The organism is Cellulosimicrobium cellulans, assembly GCF_016921195.1.
In the GTDB taxonomy this organism is placed as follows: domain Bacteria; phylum Actinomycetota; class Actinomycetes; order Actinomycetales; family Cellulomonadaceae; genus Cellulosimicrobium; species Cellulosimicrobium cellulans_F.
Genome location: NZ_JAFGYF010000002.1, coordinates 553,385 through 572,980 on the forward strand (window position 1 = coordinate 553,385; position 19,596 = coordinate 572,980).

Below are 19,596 nucleotides of genomic sequence, written 5' to 3' on the forward strand. Positions count from 1 at the left end.
AGCCGCGGCGCCGCGCCCCCTCGGGCCCGCCGTCAGGCCGACGCGCGCGCGACCGCGCGACCGTCCTCGGCGAGCGCGCCGAGGCGGGAGAGCGCGCGGTAGTACTTCTTGCGGTACCCGCCGCGCAGCATCTCCTCCGTGAACAGGCTCCGCTCGCCCGCGTAGTCGCCGGACCCGGCGAGCAGCACGGGGACGTCGCGGTCGTAGAGGCGGTCGACGAGGACCACGAGGCGCAGCGCGGCGGACTGCTCGGTGACGGTGTGCACGCCGGTGAGCGCGACGACCTCGACGCCGTCGAGCAGCGCGCGGTAGCGGCTCGGGTGCACCTGGGAGAGATGCGCGAGCAGGTCGTCGAACGTGTCCAGCGTGGCGCCCGGCCGGCCGACGACGGCGGCCCGGACGTCGGCCTCGGGCAGCGGGGCGGAGTCGGTGACGACCGCGCGGTGGCGGTAGTCCTCGCCGTCGACGCGCAGCACCTCGAACCGGGCCGCGAGCGCCTGGATCTCGCGCAGGAAGTCCTCGGCCGCGAAGCGACCCTCGCCGAGCGCCTCGGGCAGCGTGTTCGACGTCGCCGCGAGAGCGACGCCGCGGTCGGCGAGCTCGCGCAGGAGCCGGGACATGAGCACGGTGTCGCCCGGGTCGTCGAGCTCGAACTCGTCGATGCACACGAGCTTCTTCGTGGCGAGCGCGTCCACGGTCGCCTGGAAGCCGAGCGCGCCCACGAGGTTGGTGTACTCGACGAACGTGCCGTAGGCGCTCACGTCGAGGCCCACGGCGTGCGCGAGGGACGTGAGGAGGTGGGTCTTGCCGACGCCGAACCCGCCGTCCATGTACACCGCGGGCGCGGTCTGCTTGCGCCCGCCGAAGAGTCCCTTGCGCGCGGGCTTCACGACGGCGGCCGCGACCTCCTCGAGCCGCGCGACGGTGCGTGCCTGGCTCGGGAAGGCGGGGTTGGCGCGGTACGTGGAGAAGCGGGCGTCGGTGAAGTGGCGCGGGGGCACGAGGTCGGCCAGCAGGCGCGCGGGCGGCACGGCCGGACGGACGTCGGAGAGGGCGCGTGGGCTTCCGTGCGCACCGGGAGCCGCGTCGGAGGCCGACGCGCGGGAGGTGCCGGGGAGGGCTGCCGGGGCCGAGGCGCCACCGGCGACGGGCGAAGTCACGAGGATCCAGCCTACGCCTGCGGCTAGCCTGGCCGCTGTGACCTCCACCACGGCACCCTCCGGCGAACCCGCCGCGGCGTCCGCCGGGCCGCCCGTCGGCCGCACGGACCTCCCCCCGCTCGACGTCCTCCTGCCGGCCGCCGAGCACGTGCCTCCGGACGCGCGGGAGGAGCGCCTCGCGGCCCTCTACGCGTACGGGCCGCCGACGCGCGGGCGGCACGTCGTGCGCGCCAACATGGTCGCGAGCGTCGACGGCGCGGCCTGGGGCCCGGACCACCGGTCCGGGTCGATCAACGACGACGCGGACTGGCGTGTGTTCCGGGTCCTGCGCGCGCTCGCCGACGTCGTGCTCGTCGGCGCCGGCACGGCGCGCGCCGAGGGGTACACCGCGCTCGACCGGCCGCGCGGACTGCGGCACCTGCACGGCGCGCCGCTCGAGCTGGCGATCGTGACGCGCAGCGGTCGCGTGCCCGAGGCGCTCGCGCGGGGCGAGCGCCCGCCCTACGTGCTCACCGCGCCGGCCGGGGCCGCCACCGCCCGGGCGGACGTACCCCCGGACCGGGTGCTCGTCGTCGGGCAGGACACCGCGGGTACGCAGGACCAGGACGAGCCGGGCGCCGCCGTCGACCTGGCCGCGGGGCTCGCCGCGCTGGCCGACCGCGGCCTGGCCCGCGTGCTCACCGAGGGCGGGCCGACCCTCCTGGGCGACCTGCTCGCAGCGGACCTCGTCGACGAGCTGTGCGTCACCACGACGCCGACCGTCGTCGGCCGCGGTCCCGGCCGGATCGTGGCCGGGACGACGCCGTCGGGCACGACGGCGCTCCCGCCCCGAGGTGCACGTCTCGCCCACCTGCTGCACAGCCCCGACGACCGGCCCGGGTCGCCCGCCGGTACGACCGCCGCGCGCTGGCTGCTCCCGCTAGGCTGACGCGCGTGACCGACACGATCCTCGTCCTGACCGAAGACACGCTGAACCCGGCCGACGTGCAGCACATCCTGTCGCTGCACCAGGACGAGCAGCTCGCCTACCGGGTCCTCGTGCCCGCGGACACCGAGCGCAACGTGATCTCCGGGATCATCGACCACCTGAGCGTGGGCGAGCTCAAGGAGGCGTGGGACGAGGTCCTCGGTCGCGAGCCCTCGCCCGCCACGGCCAAGGCGGAGGCGAGCGAGCAGCTCGAGCGCAGCGTGGCCGAGCTCCGTGCGGCGGGCCGCGAGGCCGACGGCGCGGTCGTCGACGACGACCCGCTGCCCGCGCTGCACAAGGCGGTCGCGGCGGACGGCGTGCGCGAGATCGTCGTCGTGACCTACCCGCACGCCGTCGAGGACACGTTCCACACCGACTGGGCGTCCCGCGCTCGCGAGGAGCTCCACGTCCCGGTGCTGCACCTCTACTCGGGCACGAGCGAGCTCGGCTGACGCGTCCGCGCGCCGCGCTGCCGGGGCAGCGCCCGGGTCACTCCCCGCGGACGCGGTGCCCCGCCCGGCGGATGGTCGCGCGGACGAGCTGGTCGGTCGAGTCGAGGTACAGCGGGTCGGCGAGCAGGTCGTGGTCGACCGCGACGACCGACAGCTCCGTGCAGCCGAGCACGATCACCTGGGCGCCCCGCTCGACGAGCCGGCCGGTGACGGCGCGGAACGTCTCGATGTCGACGGGCCTGCCCGCCTTGACCTGCTCGTAGATGATCTGCGAGACGAGCCCCTGGTCCGCCTCGTCCGGGACGAGAGCGTCGACGCCGTGGCGTGCGAACGCGTCCTGGTACACGCCCGACGACGCGGTGCCCGCCGTCGCGAGCAGCCCCACCGCGCGCAGGTCGCCGACCCGGGCCCGGGCCGCGTCGACCGTCGTGTCGATGATGGACACGAACGGCACGCTGATCGCGTCGAGCACCTGCTGCGTGAAGTAGTGCGCGGTGTTGCACGGCATGACGAGGAAGTCCGCCCCGAACCCCTCGAGCCGCTGTGCGTCGCGCGCGAGCACCGGGCCCGGGTCCGCGTCCGAGCGCCCGAGGATGAACTCGGTGCGGTCGGGGATCGTCGCGTGGTTGAGCACGACGGCGTCGACGTGGTCCTGGTCGCGCTCGGCCTCCGTGAGCTCGACGAGGAGCTGGAGAAAGTACGCCGTGGCGAGCGGCCCGACACCTCCGAGCACGCCGACGAGAGGCTGGGCGAGGTCCTGGTCCGGTCGCGACGTCACCCGTGGATCCTACGGCGGCCGGCCCCGCCCGCCGCCACGGCCACAGGTCCCGTGCCGGAGAGCGCCGCTAGGGTGGCGGCCATGACCGTGCGCCACGTCCTGTTCGACGCCGACGGCGTGCTCCAGCACCTCCCCGACGGCTGGTACGCGGCGGTCGAGCGCTTCCTCGGCGACCGGACCCGGGAGTTCCTGCTCGAGACCTGGAGCGAGGAGCTGCCCATGCTCGTGGGCGACGGCGACTACCTTCCGGTGCTCGCCGCCGGCCTGGAGCGTTACGGCGTGGCGGAGCCGGCGGAGGACGTGTACCGCGCGATCTGGTTCGACGCGCTCGAGGTCGTGGACGTGTCGTTCGACCTCGTGCGGGCGCTCCGCGCGAGCGGCTACGGCGTGCACCTCGGCACCAACCAGGAGAGCCGGCGCGTGCCGTTCATGCGCCGGACGCTCGGCTACGACGCCGAGTTCGACACGAGCTGGTACTCGTGCGAGCTCGGGCTCGCCAAGCCGGACCCGCGGTTCTTCCTCGAGGCGGCGCGCCGGATCGGCGCGGACCCGGGCGAGGTGCTCTTCGTCGACGACACCGCGCGCAACGTCGAGGGCGCGCGCGCCGCGGGCATGGTCGGGGTGCACTGGGACGTCTCGCGCGGCCACGACGAGCTCGTGCGCGTGCTGGCGGGGCACGGCGTCGTCGTCCGCGCCGGTCAGGGCTCCGCGGGTGAGGGCGTCACGAGCGACGGCAGCCCGGGCGCGGCCGTACCCGGCCCGTAGGATGGCGGACGCCCGCCGACCACACAGAGAAACGGACGACCCTCCGCGATGACGTACGGCAACGCCGAGTTCCTCCCCATCGTCCTGGGGACCAACCTCAACACCTACAACATCGCGAGGTCGTTGCACGAGGCGTACGGCGTCCGCACGCTGGCCCTGGGCCGCTTCCCCCTGCGGGAGACGGCGGACTCCCGCATCGTCGACGTCCGCACCTACCGCGACTTCGACGACCCGGAGCGCATCGTCGCGGTCCTGCGCGAGCTGGCCCAGGAGTTCCCGGGCCGCAAGCGCCTGCTCATCGCGAACATCGAGTTCTACACGAACGTCGTGATCGCGCACCGCGCCGAGCTCGAGGACCTCTACGTCATCCCGCTCGTCGGCCAGGAGCTGGCCGCGCGCCTCATGAACAAGACCGACTTCTACCGCACGTGCGCGGAGCTGGGCGTGCCGCACCCGGAGACGGTGATCGCGACGGCGGCGGACGTCGACGCGCCGGGATTCGGCGAGGACCTGCCGTTCCCGTACCCCCTCATCCTCAAGCCGTCGGACACCGACACCTACCCGCGCCTGCAGTTCGAGGGCAAGAAGAAGGTCTACCTCGTCCAGGACGCGGCCGAGCTGCGCGACGTCGCGCGCCGCATCTACGCCGCGGGCTACACCGACGACCTCATCGTGCAGGAGTACCTCGCGGGCGACGAGTCGGTCATGCGCGTGGTCAACACGTACTCCGACCGGCACGGCCGGCTGCGGTTCCTGTCCGCCGCGCAGATCGTGCTCGGCGAGTACGACCCGAAGCTCGTGGGCAACTACAACGCCGTCGTGACGATGAAGGACGACAGGCTCACCGAATCGATCCGGCACCTGCTCGACAGCCTCGGCTACGTGGGCGCCGCGAACCTCGACGTCATGTACGACCGCCGCACCGGCACGAGCAAGATCCTCGAGGTCAACCTGCGCCAGGGCGCGGCGAGCTTCTACACGATGGCCGCCGGCGGGAACCTCGCGCGCTGCTACGTCGAGGACCTGGTGCACGGGCGCGAGCTGCCCGAGCAGGTCACGTCCGAGGCGCGCCTGTGGGTCAACGTGCCCTACCCGGTCGTCCGCGCGCTCGTGCCGGTCTCGCTGCGCCACCGCGTGAAGAAGGCCCGCAAGCACGGTGTGTGGCACACGTTGCGCTACGCGCCCGACATGAGCCTGCGCCGCCGGGTCGACGTGTGGCGCGTCGACCTGCGCCACACGCTCGACTACGTGAAGTTCGCGCGCTCGCGCCCGTCGGCGTGAGCGCTCGTCGGTCCGGGCGGCTCTTCGCCCGCCCGGACCGGCTCACTCAACCGGCGAGCCGTGACCGTACCGCCTCGACGATCCGGCGCGCCGTCGCGACCCCGACCGTGGTCGGCAGGTTGACGACGCGCGCCACGAGGTCCTCGGTCGTCGCGAGCGCCGGGTCTCCGGGCGTGTACCCGTACACGGCCGGGTCGTCCGGGCCGGGGAACAGCGCGGGGCGGTACCACTTGCCGACGTAGAAACCGGCGGCGGTGAGCTCCCGCACGAGCCGGTCGGCGGTCGGCGCGTCGGGCGCGAAGAAGGGGAACCGGACCAGCGGCGCGCGCTCGCCGATACCCGCCGGCACCTCGACGACGTCGGACAGCCCGCGCACGTACTCCGCGACGGTGTCGGCGCGGCGCGCCTCGACGTCGCCGCTCGACCGCAGCGCGTCGACCATCCGGCCGGTGACCCACGACGACGGCCGCTGCGGCGGGTGCGCCAGGCCGCCGCGGTTCTCCACGGGGGCGATCGCCGGCTCGTACGCACCGACGGCGGTGAGCGCCCCCCGGACCTTCCCCGCCGCGCCGCCCGGGAGCCGGTTGAGCACGCGCACCTGCGTCCGGAAGCTGCGCGCGGCGAGGTCGAGCCGTGCGCCCACGACCGGCAGCGCGTCGAGGGCGGAGACGACCCGGGTCCGCAGCGCCGGGTCGAGCGCCGGGTTCACCCAGACCGCGCCCCCGAACCGCGTGGGGAGCATCTTCTCGACGCCGAACGAGTGGAACGACACGTCCGCGACGGGCGACCCGTCGGCATCGCGCGCGAGGCGCGTGACGCAGTGCGCGCTGTCCTCGACGAGCAGGGCCCCGACGGAGCGCGCCGCAGCGCGCAGCCGGAGCGCGGTCGAGTCGTCGACGATGCCGAACGTGTTCTGGAGCACGACGGCGCACGTGGCCGGCCCGACGGCGAGCCGGTCGGGGTCGATCGCGACGGTCGCCGGGGACACCTCGGCGTAGACGGGCCGCAGCCCGGCGACGAGCACCGGGTCGACCGCCGTCGAGCACGTGAACGCCTGGGTGACCACGTCGCCCGCCCCGCGCGCCTCGGCGAGCGCGCGGAACACGACCTCCATGCCGTAGCGGGCCTTGAACACGAGGAACCAGTCGGCGGGGTCGGTGCCCGTCCGGTCGGCGAGCATCCTCGTCGCGGTCGCGTCCTGGGGGTGGCGGCTCATCGTTCTCCGTGTCGTCCGGCGGCAAGGGAGCGGACCGGCGCAGCGGCCCGCCCGGCCTAGCCTGCCACGTCGGCCGACGCGTGCGGGCCGCACGGGCGGCGGCGGACCCGACCAGGCAGGGCCGGACGCGCCGACGGCGGCCGCCGCGCCGGAGCGCGACGACCGCCGTCGGTGGATGCGGCGCGAGCCGTCAGGCGTCGGACTCGGTCCGGTCGCCCGACCACTCGGTGTGGAACACGCCCGCCTTGTCGACGCGGCGGTAGGTGTGCGCGCCGAAGAAGTCGCGCTGCGCCTGGATGAGCGCGGCGGGCAGGCGCTCGGCCCGCACGCCGTCGTAGTACGCGAGCGACGACGAGAACGCGGGCGTCGGCACGCCGTTGAGGGCTGCCTGGGACACGACGCGGCGCCACGCCGCGAGGCCGTTGCTCACGGCACCGGTGAAGTACTCGTCGGCGAGGAGCAGCGGGAGCTGCGCGTCGCGCTCGTACGCCTCGGTGATGCGGTTGAGGAAGCGCGCGCGGATGATGCAGCCGCCGCGCCAGATCCGGGCCATCGCCCCGCGGTCGATGTCCCAGCCGTACTCGGCGGACGCCGCCGCGATCTGGTCGAAGCCCTGCGAGTAGGCGACGACCTTGGACGCGTAGAGCGCGAGGCGCACGTCCTCGACGAACGCGTCGCGGTCCTGCACGTCCCAGGCCGCCGCGTCGGCGGGCAGCGCCGCGCGGCCGGCCTCGCGCTGCGGCACCGAGCCGGACAGCGCGCGGGCGAACGTCGCCTCGGCGATGCCGGTGATCGGCACGCCGAGGTCGAGGCCGTTCTGCACCGTCCAGCGGCCGGTGCCCTTCTGCTCCGCCTGGTCGAGCACGACGTCGACGAACGCCTTGCCGGTCTCCGCGTCCACGTGCTGGAGCACGTCCGCGGTGATCTCGATGAGGAACGACTCGAGGTCGCCCGTGTTCCACTCCTCGAAGATCTTCCCGATCTCCGCGGCGGACGCGCCGAGCCCCTGCTTGAGCAGGTCGTACGCCTCGGCGATGAGCTGCATGTCGGCGTACTCGATGCCGTTGTGCACCATCTTGACGAAGTGCCCGGCGCCGTCGGGCCCGACGTAGGTGCAGCACGGCACACCGTCGACCTTCGCCGAGATGTCCTCGAGGATCGGACCGAGGCTCTGGTACGACTCACGCGTGCCGCCGGGCATGATCGACGGGCCGTTGAGCGCACCCTCCTCGCCGCCCGAGACGCCCGTGCCGACGAAGTGCAGGCCCTTCGCCGCGAGCGCCTTCTCCCGGCGGATCGTGTCGGGGAAGTGCGCGTTGCCGGCGTCGACGACGATGTCGCCCTCCTCCAGCAGCGGCACGAGCTCGTCGATGACCGCGTCGGTGGCCGCGCCGGCCTTGACCATGATGACGACCTTGCGCGGGCGCTCGAGCGAGGCGACGAAGTCGGCCATCGACTCGGACGGGACGAAGTCGCCCTCGCTGCCCGCCTCGGCGATCAGGGACTCGGTCTTGGCGTACGAGCGGTTGTGCACCGCGACCGTGTAGCCGTGCCGGGCGAAGTTGCGGGCCAGGTTGCGACCCATGACGGCGAGTCCGGTCACACCGATCTGTGCGCGTGCTGACATCTGCTTCCCTGCTCCTCGAGGGTCGGTCCCGGCGCACCACGGCTGCGCGCGGGAGGGCGCGCAGCCGGACCGGGCCGGGCGTGGGGCACGGCCGGGTGCACCGGTGATGGATACGCGGCCAGCCTAGTCCTCGTGCGCCGCACCGCTCCCGAGGGGCCACGATCCGGTCACCGGCAGCGTTCTTGACGAAGTCGGGGTCACGATTCGATGACGCCCGCGCGGCGCGCGTCCGGTTCGTCCGGTCGGCTCGTAGTGTGCCGAGAGTGATCACCGCTCACGGGACCGACGCTCCCCCGGCGTTCCGTGCCGTCCTCGACGCCCTCGGCGCGCGGCGGCTGCGACCCGAGGTCACGCTGCGCGAGGTCCCCGCCCCCCGCCGGATCGCGCCGTGGTCGGTCGCGCTCACGGGCGAGGTGGAGGCCGCACGCTCCGAGGACCCCGACCTCGCGTCAGGGCGGTTCATCGTGCTCCACGACCCCGACGGCCAGGAGGCGTGGCAGGGCACCTTCCGCGTGGTGACGATGGTGCGTGCCACGCTCGAGCCGGAGATGGCGTCGGAGGAGATGCTCGCCGAGGTCGCGTGGACGTGGCTCGAGGACGCGCTCCACGACACGGGTGCGGCCGCCCGGGCGGAGGGCGGCACGGTGACGCGCGTCCTGTCGCAGAGCTTCGGCGCGCTCGCCGGCAAGCACAACGACGTGGAGCTGGAGATGCGCGCGTCGTGGACCCCCGTGCCGGCGGGGAGCGCCGGTGCGGCGGACCTCGGCGACCATCTCGCGGCATGGGCGCAGCTGCTGTGCACCGCCGCCGGGCTGCCGCCCCTGCCCGACGGCGTGACGCCGCTCGGCGCCCGGCCCCCCGCGCGACGCAATACCGTGAACCCATGAGCTCGACCGCAGCACCCGCACCCCCGCCGCTCGACCCGACCCCCGCGCCCGGCACTCCGCAGACCGTCGTCACGCCGCTCACCGAGCCGTCCGACGGGCTCGGCCCGGTCGTCGACACCCCGGCGGCCTTCGCCCGCGTCGTCGACGCGTTCGCCGCCGCGAGCGGACCGGTCGCCGCCGACGCGGAGCGCGCGTCGGGATACCGCTACGGTCAGCGCACGTACCTCGTCCAGGTGCGCCGCGAGGGTGCGGGGACGGCGCTCGTCGACCCGGTCGCCGTGCCCGACCTGTCGCCGCTGCGCGAGGCGGTCGGCGACGCCGAGTGGGTGCTGCACGCCGCGTCGCAGGACCTGCCCGGCCTCGCCGAGCACGGCGTGGTCCCGGCGAGCGTGTTCGACACCGAGCTCGCGGCACGGCTCCTCGGCATGGAGCGCGTGGGGCTCGCGGCCGTCGTCGCGGACGTGCTGGGCCTGGGCCTCGCGAAGGAGCACTCGGCGGTCGACTGGTCGACCCGCCCGCTCCCGGACGACTGGCTGCGGTACGCGGCGCTCGACGTCGAGGTGCTCGTCCCGCTGCGCCGGGCCCTCGGTGAACGGCTCGAGGAGGCGGGCAAGGCCGGCTGGGCGGCCGAGGAGTTCGAGGCGGTCCGGACCGCCGGTCCGCCGGCGCCGCGGCCCGAGCCCTGGCGGCGCACGTCGGGGACGCACACGCTGCGCGACCCGCGCCGGCTGGCGGTCGTGCGCAGCCTGTGGGAGGCCCGGGACGCGACGGCCCGCGCTCGCGACATCGCGCCGGGCCGGGTGCTGCCCGACCGCGCGATCGTCGCCGCGGCGGAGGCCCTGCCGCGCACGGCCGGCCAGCTCGTCGAGCTGCCCCCGTTCGCGGGCAAGGGCACACGCCGCCGCGCGGCGTACTGGCAGCGGGCGATCGACGCCGCGCTCGCGTTGCCCGCGAGCGCCCTCCCGACGACGCGGGGGCCCCGCACCGACGCCCCGCCTCCGCCCCGAGCGTGGGCCGACCGCGACCCTGGCGCCGCGGCACGGCTCGAGGCGGCGCGCGCCGTCGTGCAGGGTCTGTCGGAGCAGCACGCGGTCCCGGTGGAGAACGTGCTGCAGCCGGACGCGCTGCGGCGGCTGTGCTGGACGCCGCCGGATCCGCTGGACGCGGCGGGGATCTCCGCGTTCCTGCACGGGCGGGGTGCGCGCGACTGGCAGGTGGCGCTCGTCGCCCAGCCCCTCGCGGAGGCCTTCGCGAGCGTCGAGCGGGCGTAGCGAGCGGGTAGGGTCGTCCGCGTGCACGACGCGAACCTGACGATCCGGACAGTCACCGACCGCGCCTCCTGGGACGCCCGGGTGAACGAGCTCGGCGGCCACCCGCTCCAGCTCTGGGGCTGGGGCGAGGTGAAGGCCACGGGGGCGTGGACCCCGCACCGCGTGGAGGCCGTGGACGCCGACGGTCGCGTCCGCGGGATGGCGCAGGTCCTCGTCCGGTCTCTCCCCGCGCAGTTCAAGGCGCTGTGCCACGTGCCCCGCGGGCCCGTGATCGCGCCGGCGGGTGACGGCTGGGGTGCCGGCCCGGGCGTGGGCGACGACGCGACGCGCGACGCCGTGACCCGGGCGGTCGTCGCGTGGTGCAAGTCGACGGTCGGGGGCGTGGGCATCACCATCGAGCCCGACTGGCCGGTCGGGACCCACCTCGCGCTCCCGGACGCCCGGCCCGCGGCGAACCCGATCCTCTACCCGGTGACCCTGATCCTCGACCTGACGAAGTCCCAGGACGAGCTGACGAAGGCCATGGGCAAGTCGACGCGGTACGACATCCGCAAGGCCGCCCGCACGGGCCTCGAGGTGCGCCGCGTGACGGACGAGGCCGAGGTGCGCCAGGTGCTCGACGTCTACCACGAGACCGCGGAGCGCGCGGGCTTCGCGCTGCACGACGACGAGTACTACCTCGCGATCCACCGCGAGCTCGGGGAGCACTCGGTGCTCGTCGCCGCGTTCTCCGAGGGCGCGCCCGTGTCGTTCGTGTGGTGCGTGTCGTCGGCGACGACGTCGTTCGAGCTCTACGGCGGCATCAACGACGCGGGCCGCAAGCTGCGCGCGAACGCGCCGGTGAAGTGGCACGCGATCACGCTCGCGCAGCAGGCCGGGCTGGTCCGGTACGACATGAACGGGCTGCTCAACGACGGGATCAGCGAGTTCAAGCGGAGCTTCGCCCAGCACGACGACGAGCTCGTGCACAGCGTCGACGTGCCGTTCTCGATGTGGTACTCCGCGTGGAACAAGGGCCTGCCGACCGCGAAGAAGGTCGTGCGCAAGCTCCGCGGGAGCCGCTGACCGGGACCCTGTCCCAGCACGAGAGCGACGACGAGAGACCCGGTATCGCGCGATGCGATACCGGGTCTCTTCATGTCGTAGCATCGGTCTCGTGCTTTACCGATACTCGCGGTAGCGTGTATCGCACGTACGACCCCGAGCGGTGCCGCTCCGGACACCGCCGTCCCGACCATCTGCATCGGATGGAGATGCCATGACCGTGGCCAACGAGGCCTCCTCTCCCACCTCGGCACCCACCCAGGCGGCCAGCCAGCGCTCGCGTCACCGCCCCGTGCGCGACGTCGTCTTCGTCGAGGGCGTCCGCAGCCCGTTCGGCAAGGCACGCCCCGACGGGATCTACGCCGAGACCCGCGCGGACGACCTCGCGGTGAAGACGGTCCGCGAGCTCCTGCGCCGCCGCCCCGAGCTGCCCGTCGAGCGCATCGACGAGCTCGCGCTCGCCGCGACGACGCAGACCGGCGACCAGGGCCTCACCCTCGGCCGCAGCGTCGCGGTCCTCGCGGGGCTGCCGAAGTCGGTGCCCGGCTTCGCGATCGACCGCATGTGCGCCGGCGCGATGACCGCGGTCACGACCACCGCGGCGAACGTCGCCGTGGGCGCGCAGGACGTCGTCGTCGCGGGCGGCGTCGAGCACATGGGCCACCACCCCATGGGCGAGGGGTCGGACCCGAACCCGCGGTTCGTCGCAGAGAAGCTCGTCGACTCCTCCGCGCTCGTCATGGGCGCGACGGCCGAGAACCTGCACGACCGGTACCCGCACCTCACCAAGGAGCGTGCCGACGCGTACGCCGTCGCGAGCCAGGCCAAGTACGCCAAGGCCCTCGCGAACGGCGACATCTCCCCCGACCTCGTGCCGATCGCGACCCGGTCGACCGAGCTCGGCTGGGGCCTGGCCACCGCGGACGAGCTGCCCCGTCCCGGTACGACGGTCGACGCGATCCGCGACCTCAAGACCCCGTTCCGCCCCGGCGGCAAGGTGACCGCGGGCAACGCCTCGCCGCTCACCGACGGCGCGACGGCGTGCCTGCTCGCCGCGGGCGACGTCGCCGACGAGCTGGGGCTGCCGGCGCGCATGCGCCTCGTGGCGTACGCGTACGCGGGCGTCGACCCCGAGGTCATGGGCATCGGACCCGTCCCCGCGACCGAGCGCGCGCTCGCGTCCGCAGGCCTGACGATCGACGACATCGGTCTGTTCGAGATCAACGAGGCGTTCGCCGTCCAGGTGCTCGCGTTCCTCGACCACTTCGGCATCGCGGACGACGACGAGCGCGTCAACCAGTACGGCGGCGCCATCGCCATGGGCCACCCGCTCGCGTCCTCCGGCGTGCGCCTCATGACGCAGCTCGCGCGCCAGTTCGAGCAGCACCCCGAGGTGCGCTACGGCCTGACGACCATGTGCGTCGGCCTCGGCATGGGCGGCACCGTGATCTGGGAGAACCCGCACCACGCCGACTACTCCGGCCACACCTTCGAGACCGCGGAGAACTGACGATGAGCGCACCGACCGACACCACGCCCACCACCTCCGCGGACGCGACGAAGGACACCGCGCGCGGGGAGCGCGTCACGCACTCGCTCGTGCGCGACGTCGCGCTCCCCGGCGGGACGGGCACGCTCGCCTTGCTCACGCTCGACAACGGGCTCGACCACACCAAGCCGACGACGCTCGGTCCCGAGGGCCTCGCGGAGCTGCACACGGCTCTCGAGGCGCTCCAGCGCCGCGCAGCCGACGGCGAGATCGTCGCCGTCGCCGTCACGGGCAAGCCGTACTTCCTCGCCGCGGGCGCGGACCTCACGCAGGCCGCGGCCGTCCAGGTGCGCGACGACGCGCTCGCGCTCGGCCGCGCCGGGCACGCCGCGTACACGCTGCTCCAGGACATGGGCGTGCCGACGTTCGCGTTCGTCAACGGCGTCGCCCTCGGCGGCGGCCTCGAGATCGCGCTGAACTGCACGTACCGCACCGTCGCGTCCGACGCCGGTGCGCTCGCGCTACCCGAGGTCGGCCTGGGCCTGGTCCCCGGCTGGGGCGGCGCCTACCTCGTGCCGCGCCTGCTCGGCGTCGAGAAGGCGATGGACGTCATCCTCGCCCGCCCGGCCGCGAACAAGCCGTTCAAGGCGAAGGAGGCGTACGAGATCGGGCTCGTCGACGCGCTCTTCGAGGCGCCCGACTTCCTCGAGTCCTCGCTGCGCTGGGCCGAGGCGGTGCTGCGCGGCGAGATCGTCGTCGAGCGGCGCGAGCTCGACCCGCAGCCCGTGTGGGACGCGGTCGTCGCCGGGACGCGCCAGCGCCTCGACGCCGTGGTCGCGGGCTCGCGCCCCGCCCCGTACCGCGCGCTCGACCTCGTCGCGGCCGCCCGCACGGCGACGCGCGAGGAGGCGTTCGCGGCCGAGGACGAGGCCCTCGCGGACCTCATCATGAGCGACGAGATGCGCGCGAGCGTCTACGCGTTCCAGCTCGTCTCGAAGGGCAAGCGGCCCCAGGGCGCGCCCGACGCGAAACTCGCCCGCCCCGTCACCCGCGTGGGGATCGTCGGCGCGGGGCTCATGGCCGCGCAGATAGCGCTGCTGTTCGCCCAGCGCCTCCAGGTGCCGGTCGTCATGCGCGACCTCGACCAGGAGCGCGTCGACAAGGGCCTCGGCTACGTGCGCTCGACGGTCGAGAAGCTCGTCGGCTCGGGCCGCATGTCCGCGGACACCGGCGCGCGCATCGTCGGCTCGGTGCACGGCACGACCGAGCTCGGCGACTTCGCGGGCTGCGACGTCGTCATCGAGGCGGTCACGGAGATCCTCGGGCTGAAGAAGAAGGTCTTCGCCGAGCTCGAGGGCGTGATCTCGCCCGAGGCCGTGCTGCTGACGAACACCTCCGCGCTCTCGATCACCGAGATGGCGGCCGACCTGCAGCACCCCGAGCGCGTCGTCGGGATGCACTTCTTCAACCCCGTCGCCCAGATGCCGCTCGTGGAGATCATCCAGGCGGCCAAGACCGACGACGCCGCGCTCGCCACGGCGTTCGCGATGACGAAGAAGCTGCGCAAGACGGCCGTGCTCGTCGCCGACCGTCCCGGCTTCGTCGTCAACCGCCTGCTCATCCTGCTCATGGGCAAGATCGTCGAGGCGGTCGAGAACGGCACGTCCGTCGAGGTCGCGGACCGCGCGGTCGCACCGCTCGGCCTGCCGATGCCGCCGTTCGCGCTGTTCGACCTCGTCGGCCCGGCCGTCGGCCTGCACGTCCTCACGTCGCTCCGCGAGGACCTGGGCGACCGGTTCCCCGAGTCACCCGGGCTCCAGCGCATCGTCGACGAGCAGATCCCCGTGGTGCTCGACGCGCCCAAGGGCCTGCCCAAGCCCGTCGACCCGGCGATCCAGCGCGTGTTCGGCACCGGCGAGGCCGGCGGCCCGGGTGCGCTCGACGAGGCGGGCGTCCTCGACTCGGTCCTCACCGCGCTCACGCAGGAGATCGGGCTCATGCTCGACGAGGGCGTGGTCGCGAGCCCGTCGCAGATCGACCTGTGCATGATCCTCGGCGCCGGGTGGGGCTTCCACCTGGGCGGCATCACGCCGTACCTCGACCGCACGGGGTACAGCGAGAAGGTCCTGGGCCGCCGGTTCCTGCCCGACGGCGCAGCAAACGTCCCGGCAGCACCACACACCTGATCACCACCCTCCGCCGAGCATGCGGTTGTCGCCCGTCCCGAGTGCGGGACGGGCGACAACCGCATGCTCGGCGGTCGACAAGGTCATCCTCGGTCGGCGACCTGGGATGGAGCCTTTCCTCTGGTCGCCCGTCCGTGGTCGTACGACGACCGCGCGGAGGTTCCGCTCGCGGCCCGATCCGCCGCCGTCGCGCGCTCCGTAGCGTCGTGGGCATGACGAACCGCACCCCCGCCCAGCCCGCCACCGACCTCCCCCTGACCACGACCCCGCGCGGCACGACCGAGCGCCGAATGCTCGGCGCCCTCACGCTCGCCGCCGGTGCCGCCCTCCTCCTGTCCGCGTGCGGGAGCATCGGCGAGGCGGTCGCCGAGAACCGCGCCGGCCACACGACGACGTACGAGTTCGCGACCGGGAAGGCAGGCAAGGCCGACGCGGTGCTTCCTGACTGGGTCCCCGACTCCGCCACCGACGTGCGCGAGGTGGTCCGCACGACGGGCGACGAGCGGATCCTCACGATGACGGCCGATCTCGGCGCGCTGCCCGAGAGCTGCACCCCCGTCTCGGCGCAGCACCCCCTGGAGCCGCGGCCCGAGCGCGGCGAGCTGACCGCCGCCGACTACCGGACGGCGGCGACGCTCGAGGCGTCGTGGTGGGAGGAGGGCACCGAGCAGTCCGCGACCGCGATGTGCGGGACGTGGTGGGTCGGCTCGCGCGACGGCGCGCTGTTCGGGTTCACGCCCGAGCTGAAGATCGTCGAGATCGAGGACCAGCCCGACCGAGGCTGAGTCAGTCCTCCCAGCCCATGCGCAGGACCTCGAACGCGACCGCGTGCGTGACGCCCATGCGCTCGCCCGTGGGCGCGCTCATGGACGCGAGGAACGCGGCCGGGTCGAAGTCCGCCCAGCCGAGGCCGTCGAGATAGGCCGCGTGCGCGCGCAGCGACGCGACCCCCGCGTCGAACGTCGCGCTCACGTCCACGCCGTGCGCGGCGTCGGGCGAGGCCGCGACCCAGACCTGGCGCACGCCGCCCCAGGGCTCGATCCCGTCCGACTCGACCTGCTCGCGGAACACCCACCGGTTCCCCGCGTCGCGCACGGCGTCGACGACGGCGCGCCCGGTCGCGATGTGGTCCGCCTGGTTGAGCATCCCGCCCGGGAACGTCTCGCGGTAGTTCCCCGTGATCACGACGTCGGGCCGGTGGCGCCGGATCGCTCCGGCGATCGCCCTCCGGAGCGGCAGCCCGTACTCGAGCACGCCGTCCGGCAGCCCGAGGAACTCGACCTCCTCGACACCGACGATCCGCGCGGACTCGATCTCCTCGGCCTCGCGCACGCGGCGCGCCTCGTCGGGGTCCATGCCGTCGATGCCGGCCTCGCCGCTCGTCACCATGCAGTAGACGACCCGCTTGCCCTGACCCGTCCACCGCGCGACCGCCGCCGCGGCACCGAACTCCATGTCGTCGGGATGGGCGACGACGGCCAGCGCCGTGGACCAGTCCTCGGGCAGCGGGGTGAGCGGGGGCAGGGCGTCCGTCGCGGTCATGACGCCACGCTATGCCGTGCCGCACCGGCGGGCGCGTCGACCGGGTGCACGGCACCGCGTCAGCGCTCGACCGGTTCGTCCTCCACGACGGCGCCGACGAAGGGCGCGTCCTCGACGGACGTGACGGCCGGGTCGACGAACAGCCGGGCGCGCTCGGCGTCGACCACGGCGCGCGCGAGCGAGGCCTCGGAGACGTCGACCGCGCCCGCGACCTCCTCGGCGAGCGCGCTGCGGCGTGCATAGGCGTCGAACAGCCGGGCCTTCGTCCCGAGGAGGCGCACGAGGTGCTCGTCGACGCTGTCGACGGTGAGCAAGCGGTGCACCTGGACGGTCTCGACCTGCCCCATGCGGTGGGCGCGCGCGACGGCCTGCGCCTCGGTCGTGGGCTTGGTCTGCGGCTCGCACAGGACCACCACGGACGCCGCCTGGAGGTTGAGACCCACTCCCCCGACGTCGATCTGGCTGACGAGCACGCGCGGGTCCTCGGCCGCGGTGAAGTCGTCGACGATCGTCTGGCGCGTAGGGGCGGGTACGGAGCCGGTGAGGGGCGGGAGGGCGAGGTCGCCGAGCGCGCGCACGACCACGTCCACGACGTCCCGGAAGTACGAGAACACCACGACCTTGCGCCCGTTGTCGGACGCCTCGCGCGCGATCTCGACGAGCCGGCGCAGCTTCGCCGAGTCCTCGGGGTGCTCGACGGCGAACGCGGCCCGCCGCATCGCCATGAACGACCCTGCCGCGACGGCCTCCCGGTACGCGGCGCCGTCGACCGCGCCGAGCCGCTCCCACTCGTCGACCTGCACGAGCTCGGGCAGCTCCTCGAGCACGTCCTCGGCGTTGCGGCGCAGGTAGGCGGGCGCGACGGCGTGGCGGAACGCGTCGGGGCCGGCGGCGCCGTGCGCGGCGTCGAGCCGTGCCGCGAGCTCGGGCTGGAGGTAGCCCAGCAGGGTGCGGAACTCCTCGACCCGGTTCTCCATGGGGGTGCCGGTGAGCAGGAGCACGTGCTCGGTCGTCCGCGCGAGGGCCGCGACGGCCACGGACCGCTTGGCGAGCGGGTTCTTCACGTAGTGCGCCTCGTCCACGACGAGCACCGCCGGCGCCGCCGCCGCGAACGCCTCGGTCCCCGCGCGCCGCAGGCCCGCGAAGGTCACGACCGCGACGCCGCCCCCGGCGCGCCACGCCGCGGCCGCCTCCTCCCGGTCCTCGCCGTGGACGGCGTGCACCGGGAGGCTCGCGTGCGCGCGCAGCTCGCGCACCCAGTTCTCCAGCACGCTCGCCGGGCACACGACCAGCGCGTGCGTCGCGCCGTGCGCGAGGAGGTGCGCGACGACCGCGATCGCCTGGACGGTCTTGCCGAGCCCCATCTCGTCGCCCAGGACGACGCGCCGCTGCGCGAGCGCGAAGCGCGCCCCGAACGCCTGGTAGCCGCGCAGCGAGACCCCCAGCAGCGACTCGTCGAGAGCCTGCGTCTGCACGCGGTCCACGAGCTCGGTGGGCAGGTGCCCGGCCGCGGCGGCGACGTCGCGGCCCGTCGGGGCGACGCCGTCGAGCAGCGCGTAGTACGCCGCGGACCGGCGGCGGAAGTCCTCCCAGACGTCGTAGGGGCGCGCGGGCTCGGCCAGGAGCTCGACGACGCGACGCGCCTCCTCGGCGAGTCCCGTCGCTCGCGCCCGCTCGGCGACCGCGGCGAGCACGGTGACCGCTGCGGACGCCCGACGCCGCCGCTCGCCCCAGGCGAGCAGGCGGCGCGGTCCGCTCGCGGCGACCAGCGCGTCGGCGCGCACGTGCTCGTGCTCCGCGAGCGCGGCCCGCACCTGGTCGCCGTAGCGCGCGACGGCGGCGTCGGCCTGGTCGAGCGTGTGCAGCGCCTGGACGAGCGCGGTCGCGACCGGGTCCGTCGGCGTGAGGTCGATCCGGAAGCGCAGGCTCTCGCGCACGGCGCGCGCCACCTGCTCGGCGGCGGCGAGCAGGTGCGTCGCCGTCTGCGGGCCGATCTCGGGGAGCTTCTCCAGCCCGCCGCGACCGAGCCGCGCGACCTCGCCGACCGTCCGCACGCCCGCGTCCGCGAGCGCCCCGAGCCGCAGGCGCTCACGCGTGACGTCGCGCAGCGACGCGACGTCGACGGTGTCGAGGCGCGCCAGGACCTTCGCCTCGCGGCTGTCGCCGAACGCGGCGCGCACCTGCTCGCGCGCCGTCCAGGGCGCGGCGGAGAGCGCCGCGAGCAGCACGGCCAGGGCGTCCGCGTCCGCGACGACCGCCCGAGCGGTGGCGACGTCGGGCAGCGCCGCGCGCGGCGCGGTCACGCGTGCCAGCGAGCGAGGCACTCGGCGACGTACGTCACGTCGTGCGTCGAGCCGTCGGCGATCGACATCGTCAGCTCGTACACGTCGTCGTGAGGAGCACGCAGCGCGACACCGTTCATGCCGTAGAACACGACGACGGCGACGAGACCGAGCCGCTTGTTGCCGTCGACGAGCGCGTGGTTCTGGACGACGGAGAGCATCAGCGCGGCCGCCTTCAGGTCGAGCGACGGGTACGCCTCCTCACCGAACATCGAGGCGCGAGGACGATGCACGGCCGAGTCGAGCGCACCCCAGTCGCGGACGACCGGTTCCGCCCGGAGCAGCGCGCGCGCCGCCGCGAGCAGGTCCCCCACCTCGAGGTACTCGACCTCTCGCGACTCGACCACCTCAGGCGAGCTTGTCGAGCACGGGTCCGTACTCGCGGATCGCGTCGGCGATCAGTCGATCACGGAGGGCGTCGCGCTCTGCGCCGTACCGTCGTACGGCCTCACGGACGATCTCGTTCTGCGAGCGCCCCTCGCGCTCCGCAGCCGCCTCGAGGACGCGCTTCTCGTCCTCGGTGAACCGCACGACCATCTGGTTGCCGCTCATCCCGCACCTCCCGACGTGGTATCACCACAGTATCGCC

18 protein-coding genes are annotated in these 19,596 nt (G+C 74.3%); 10 read left to right on the top strand and 8 right to left on the bottom strand.

Features of this window, described 5'->3' with window-relative positions; translation table 11 throughout:
• Positions 1-32: 32 nt before the first annotated feature.
• Positions 33-1,031 (bottom strand): cell division protein ZapE, encoded by a 999-nt coding sequence (gene zapE / locus JN535_RS07540; RefSeq protein WP_307868406.1) that lies wholly within the window; start codon positions 1,029-1,031, stop codon positions 33-35.
• Positions 1,032-1,197: 166 nt separating this feature from the next.
• Between zapE and JN535_RS07545 the strand changes: the two genes are divergently transcribed.
• Positions 1,198-2,088: a dihydrofolate reductase family protein gene (locus JN535_RS07545; RefSeq protein WP_205204428.1), complete on the top strand. Its 891-nt coding sequence runs from the start codon at positions 1,198-1,200 to the stop codon at positions 2,086-2,088.
• 5 nt (positions 2,089-2,093) lie between these two features.
• Positions 2,094-2,579 carry a hypothetical protein gene (locus JN535_RS07550; RefSeq protein ID WP_205204430.1) on the top strand — a complete coding sequence of 162 codons (486 nt, stop codon included), beginning with the start codon at positions 2,094-2,096 and terminating at the stop codon, positions 2,577-2,579.
• Between the two features lie 37 nt (positions 2,580-2,616).
• On the opposite strand, the gene JN535_RS07555 is transcribed toward JN535_RS07550, so the two are convergent.
• Positions 2,617-3,357: an aspartate/glutamate racemase family protein gene (locus tag JN535_RS07555; RefSeq protein WP_205204438.1), complete on the bottom strand. Its 741-nt coding sequence runs from the start codon at positions 3,355-3,357 to the stop codon at positions 2,617-2,619.
• 81 nt (positions 3,358-3,438) lie between these two features.
• Here JN535_RS07555 and JN535_RS07560 point away from each other — a divergent pair, with 81 nt between their 5' ends.
• Together JN535_RS07560 and JN535_RS07565 are read left to right on the top strand one after the other, a co-directional pair.
• Positions 3,439-4,122 carry an HAD family hydrolase gene (locus JN535_RS07560; RefSeq protein ID WP_205204440.1) on the top strand — a complete coding sequence of 228 codons (684 nt, stop codon included), beginning with the start codon at positions 3,439-3,441 and terminating at the stop codon, positions 4,120-4,122.
• A 48-nt stretch (positions 4,123-4,170) separates the two neighbouring features.
• Entirely contained in the window at positions 4,171-5,403 is a 1,233-nt protein-coding gene (locus JN535_RS07565; RefSeq protein ID WP_205204442.1) for a carboxylate--amine ligase, read from the top strand.
• 46 nt (positions 5,404-5,449) lie between these two features.
• Here the strand turns inward: JN535_RS07565 and JN535_RS07570 are convergent, their stop codons facing one another.
• Positions 5,450-6,619, bottom strand: a complete 1,170-nt coding sequence (locus JN535_RS07570) for a DegT/DnrJ/EryC1/StrS family aminotransferase (RefSeq protein WP_205204444.1) — start codon at positions 6,617-6,619, stop codon at positions 5,450-5,452.
• Between the two features lie 190 nt (positions 6,620-6,809).
• Positions 6,810-8,246 carry an NADP-dependent phosphogluconate dehydrogenase gene (gene gndA, locus JN535_RS07575; RefSeq protein WP_205204446.1) on the bottom strand — a complete coding sequence of 479 codons (1,437 nt, stop codon included), beginning with the start codon at positions 8,244-8,246 and terminating at the stop codon, positions 6,810-6,812.
• A 263-nt stretch (positions 8,247-8,509) separates the two neighbouring features.
• Between gndA and JN535_RS07580 the strand changes: the two genes are divergently transcribed.
• The 6 genes from JN535_RS07580 to JN535_RS07605 all read left to right on the top strand — a co-directional run bounded on the left by JN535_RS07580 (position 8,510) and on the right by JN535_RS07605 (position 15,908).
• Positions 8,510-9,133, top strand: coding sequence for a DUF3000 domain-containing protein (locus JN535_RS07580; protein WP_307868369.1), 624 nt, complete (start codon positions 8,510-8,512; stop codon positions 9,131-9,133).
• Positions 9,130-10,404, top strand: a complete 1,275-nt coding sequence (locus JN535_RS07585) for an HRDC domain-containing protein (protein WP_240200680.1) — start codon at positions 9,130-9,132, stop codon at positions 10,402-10,404. Before JN535_RS07580 ends, JN535_RS07585 begins: the two co-directional genes overlap by 4 nt.
• Before the next feature lie 21 nt (positions 10,405-10,425).
• On the top strand, positions 10,426-11,469 hold the full coding sequence (locus JN535_RS07590) for a lipid II:glycine glycyltransferase FemX (protein WP_307868370.1): 1,044 nt from the start codon (positions 10,426-10,428) through the stop codon (positions 11,467-11,469).
• Between the two features lie 193 nt (positions 11,470-11,662).
• Positions 11,663-12,958 (top strand): thiolase family protein, encoded by a 1,296-nt coding sequence (locus JN535_RS07595; RefSeq protein ID WP_205204450.1) that lies wholly within the window; start codon positions 11,663-11,665, stop codon positions 12,956-12,958.
• Positions 12,959-12,960: 2 nt separating this feature from the next.
• Entirely contained in the window at positions 12,961-15,123 is a 2,163-nt protein-coding gene (locus tag JN535_RS07600; RefSeq protein ID WP_205204452.1) for a 3-hydroxyacyl-CoA dehydrogenase NAD-binding domain-containing protein, read from the top strand.
• A gap of 212 nt (positions 15,124-15,335) precedes the next feature.
• On the top strand, positions 15,336-15,908 hold the full coding sequence (locus tag JN535_RS07605; protein WP_205204454.1) for a hypothetical protein: 573 nt from the start codon (positions 15,336-15,338) through the stop codon (positions 15,906-15,908).
• A 1-nt stretch (position 15,909) separates the two neighbouring features.
• Here JN535_RS07605 and JN535_RS07610 read toward each other — a convergent pair whose 3' ends face one another.
• From JN535_RS07610 to JN535_RS07625, 4 genes are read right to left on the bottom strand one after another with little or no spacing between them, the layout of a single operon-like run.
• Complete coding sequence (locus JN535_RS07610; protein ID WP_205204455.1) at positions 15,910-16,665, bottom strand: PIG-L deacetylase family protein; 756 nt, start codon at positions 16,663-16,665, stop codon at positions 15,910-15,912.
• A 59-nt stretch (positions 16,666-16,724) separates the two neighbouring features.
• Positions 16,725-18,968 carry a DEAD/DEAH box helicase gene (locus JN535_RS21520; RefSeq protein ID WP_205204457.1) on the bottom strand — a complete coding sequence of 748 codons (2,244 nt, stop codon included), beginning with the start codon at positions 18,966-18,968 and terminating at the stop codon, positions 16,725-16,727.
• Positions 18,965-19,354, bottom strand: a complete 390-nt coding sequence (locus tag JN535_RS07620) for a type II toxin-antitoxin system death-on-curing family toxin (RefSeq protein WP_307868372.1) — start codon at positions 19,352-19,354, stop codon at positions 18,965-18,967. Before JN535_RS07620 ends, JN535_RS21520 begins: the two co-directional genes overlap by 4 nt.
• A gap of 1 nt (position 19,355) precedes the next feature.
• Entirely contained in the window at positions 19,356-19,559 is a 204-nt protein-coding gene (locus tag JN535_RS07625) for a ribbon-helix-helix protein, CopG family (protein ID WP_085388029.1), read from the bottom strand.
• Positions 19,560-19,596: the final 37 nt, after the last annotated feature.

Excerpts from the sequence above, each read along its gene's own strand:
- JN535_RS07610 (WP_205204455.1), bottom strand. The coding sequence starts at position 16,665 with ATGACCGCGACGGACGCCCTGCCCCCGCTCACCCCGCTGCCCGAGGAC.
- JN535_RS07560 (WP_205204440.1), top strand. The coding sequence starts at position 3,439 with ATGACCGTGCGCCACGTCCTGTTCGACGCCGACGGCGTGCTCCAGCAC.
- JN535_RS07595 (WP_205204450.1), top strand. The coding sequence starts at position 11,663 with ATGACCGTGGCCAACGAGGCCTCCTCTCCCACCTCGGCACCCACCCAG.
- gndA (WP_205204446.1), bottom strand. The coding sequence starts at position 8,246 with ATGTCAGCACGCGCACAGATCGGTGTGACCGGACTCGCCGTCATGGGT.
- JN535_RS07600 (WP_205204452.1), top strand. The coding sequence starts at position 12,961 with ATGAGCGCACCGACCGACACCACGCCCACCACCTCCGCGGACGCGACG.
- JN535_RS07570 (WP_205204444.1), bottom strand. The coding sequence starts at position 6,619 with ATGAGCCGCCACCCCCAGGACGCGACCGCGACGAGGATGCTCGCCGAC.
- JN535_RS07585 (WP_240200680.1), top strand. The coding sequence starts at position 9,130 with ATGAGCTCGACCGCAGCACCCGCACCCCCGCCGCTCGACCCGACCCCC.
- JN535_RS07565 (WP_205204442.1), top strand. The coding sequence starts at position 4,171 with ATGACGTACGGCAACGCCGAGTTCCTCCCCATCGTCCTGGGGACCAAC.
- JN535_RS07605 (WP_205204454.1), top strand. The coding sequence starts at position 15,336 with ATGACGAACCGCACCCCCGCCCAGCCCGCCACCGACCTCCCCCTGACC.
- JN535_RS07625 (WP_085388029.1), bottom strand. The coding sequence starts at position 19,559 with ATGAGCGGCAACCAGATGGTCGTGCGGTTCACCGAGGACGAGAAGCGC.